This is a genomic window from Streptomyces sp. NPDC058231 (genome assembly GCF_042882275.1).
In the GTDB taxonomy this organism is placed as follows: Bacteria; Actinomycetota; Actinomycetes; order Streptomycetales; family Streptomycetaceae; genus Streptomyces.
This window is the reverse complement of sequence record NZ_JBHVWN010000165.1, coordinates 1-1,804: the sequence shown is the minus strand read 5'-3', so window position 1 is coordinate 1,804 and position 1,804 is coordinate 1. Positions and strand designations below refer to the sequence as shown.

At 64.4% G+C, this 1,804-nt stretch carries 1 protein-coding gene; it reads right to left on the bottom strand.

The features are described 5' to 3' along the window. On the bottom strand, positions 1 to 1,804 hold a 1,804-nt coding region (locus tag ACFVXE_RS39000; RefSeq protein WP_389678534.1), incomplete at both ends, for a non-ribosomal peptide synthetase.

Sequence of the window (1,804 nt, the reverse complement as noted above, 5' to 3'; positions counted from 1 at the left end):
CGCTCCGAGTGTGGTGCGGATGCGGTTGGTCAGACGGGTGGCGAGGAGGGAGTGGCCACCGAGGTCGAAGAAACTGTCGTCGATCCCGACCTCGGGAACGTCGAGGATCTCCGCGAACAACGAACACAGGATCTCCTCCTGCGCATTACGCGGCGCACGACGCGTACCGACCGCACCATAATCCGGAGCCGGCAACGCACGCTGATCAACCTTCCCGTTCACCGTCAACGGGAAGACCTCCAACGCCACCAACGCAGCCGGAACCATGTAATCCGGCAACCCCGCACCCAACCCCGCCCGGATCTCCTCCGCGTCCAGCAACACCCCCGCCTCAGGAATCAAATACGCCACGATCCGCTTGTCACCCGGCCGGTCCTCACGCAACACCACCGCCGCCTGAGCAACACCCTCCACACCAGCCAGCGCAGCCTCGATCTCACCCAACTCCACCCGGAAACCACGCACCTTGACCTGATCATCCGCCCGCCCGGCAAACACCAGATCACCAGCCCGCGACCAACGCGCCAGATCCCCCGTCCGATACATCCGCCCACCCACACCGAACGGATCCGCAACAAACCGCCCAGCAGACAACCCCGGCTGCCCCACATACCCACGCGCCACACCCGCACCAGCCAAATACACCTCACCCACCACACCCGCCGGCACCGGACGCAAAGCACCATCAAGAACCAACACCACCGTGTTGTCAAAAGCACAACCCAACGGCACCATCCCCCCAGGCACATCCCCCACCGTCCACGCCCGACCCGTCACACACAACGTCGCCTCCGTCGGACCATACGTCGTCCGCACCACCGTCCCCGGACACACCTCCAACACCCGCCGCACCGCCGCCGCCGACACCACATCACCACCAGTGGTCACCTCCACCAGCCCCGACAACGCCTCCGGCGCCTCCTCCGCCAACACCCGGAACAACCCCGCCGTCACACTCAGATGAGTAACCCCACACTCCGCCAACAACCCCGGCTCCCACTCACCCGGCGGAGCCACCACCACCCGCGCACCCACCAACAACGGCAACCACAACTCATACACCGAACCATCAAACGCATGCGGAGCCTGGAACAACACCCGCGCATCCGCACCCACACCCCACGAACGCTCACCCACCAGATCCAACACATTCCGATGACTGACCCCGATACCCTTCGGCTCCCCCGTCGAACCAGACGTGAACATCACATACGCCAACTGATCCGAACCCACCACCGGCCACACCACCTCACCCCCCACACCGGCCAAATCCCCCACCAACACCCCGAACTCCGACCACGCCTCATCCACCAACACCACCGGAGCACCCACCCGCTCCAACAAACCCGCAACCCGAGCCCGCGGATAAGCCGTATGCACCGGCAAATACACCCCACCCGCCAACAACACCCCCAACAAAGAAACCACCAAATCCACCGACCGCTCCATCACCACCGGAACGACCTGCTCACACCTCACCCCACACGCCAACAAACCCTCAGCAACCACCTCCGCCCGCGCCAACAACTCCCCGTACGACAGCTCACCACCACCCCACTCCAACGCCACCGCATCCGGAGACAACCTCACCCGCTCCCGGAACACCCCCACCACACTCGACCCCGACAACCCACCAACCACCGGCCCCCGACCCCACCCCACAACCACATCCAACTCCGCACCCGAAAGCACTCCCACACCACTCAAACGCACCCCCGGATCCCCCACCACCACCCCCAACAACCGCAACAACCAACCACCCAACAACTCCACCGACACCCCATCGAACAAATCCACCGCATAG